Genomic DNA, 290 nt, shown 5'->3' on the forward strand with positions numbered 1-290 from the left:
GGCAAAGTCGCCGGACACCCGCAGCGCATCGCCGCGATAATCCAGGCCGATGGCGAACAGTTTCGAGCGCTGGTTCTCGTGATCGATGCCGGTGTCGCCTTCGCGCTGCGACAGGTTGACCCGCGCGCCGAAGCGGTTGTCTTCACCGAAACGCTGGCCGATATCGAAGTGATGACCGATGCGGCCTTCGCTGTTGATGTCGGTGGTGTAACGACGCAGCGGCACGTCGCCGGCGCGCTTGGGTTGCAGGTTGACGCCGCCGCCGATGCCGGAACCGGTCGGGGTCACGC

General features: G+C 65.9%; 1 pseudogene. It reads right to left on the reverse strand.

Going from position 1 to position 290, the window contains the following annotated elements:
- A pseudogene (locus AAEY83_RS13960) lies at nt 1–290 on the reverse strand (TonB-dependent siderophore receptor); the annotation flags it as partial.

The sequence above is a fragment of the Psychrobacter sp. TB20-MNA-CIBAN-0197 genome (assembly GCF_040309765.1).
Lineage (GTDB): Bacteria > Pseudomonadota > Gammaproteobacteria > Pseudomonadales > Moraxellaceae > Psychrobacter > Psychrobacter submarinus.